Annotated in this window: 1 pseudogene; it reads left to right on the top strand. The window is 70.8% G+C overall.

Going from position 1 to position 559, the window contains the following annotated elements:
* Positions 1 to 559 (top strand): annotated as a pseudogene (locus AACR77_RS18365) (chromosome segregation protein SMC); the annotation flags it as partial.

A 559-nucleotide genomic window follows, 5' to 3' on the forward strand; every position in this document is an offset into this window, starting at 1 on the left:
ATGAGGAAGCCGATACGGCGTGGCAGGCCGGTGTGTCGCGCCATGAAGCACTCAAGGCAGAGCAGGGTCGCCAGCAGGGCCTGCTGCGCGAGCTGGAGGCGCGCCTCGCCACCCTGGATCAGATCCTGGGGGAGCAGATGGCGGGCGCGACCCTGGCTGATCGGTTGCAGGTTCCCCCCGAGTGGGCCCGGGGGCTGGACAAGGTGCTCGGCCGCTGGCTCACCGCAATCCCGGCGGACGAGTGCAACCTGGCGCAACCCGGACTCTGGATTGGCCCGGCCCAGCCAGCCAGGGCCGGTACCCTGGCGGCGCAACTGGGGGGCGAGCACATTCCGGCTTTCCTCAATGCCATCTGGCTGGCAGAGAGCAGGGAGGAGGCGCTGTCCCGCCTGCACAGCCTCTCTGCCGGTGAGTCGCTGCTCACTCCCGCCGGCGACTGGTTCGGCCCCAACTGGGCGGATCTGGGGGAGGGCATGGCCCTCGGTACGCTGGCGCTGCTCGGTGAGCGTGAGCGGCTGCACACCGAGCTGGCCGCGGGCCGGGAGGCGCTGCACAGACT

The sequence above is a fragment of the Aeromonas sp. ZOR0002 genome, from assembly GCF_963866995.1.
Taxonomy (GTDB): domain Bacteria; phylum Pseudomonadota; class Gammaproteobacteria; order Enterobacterales; family Aeromonadaceae; genus Aeromonas; species Aeromonas caviae.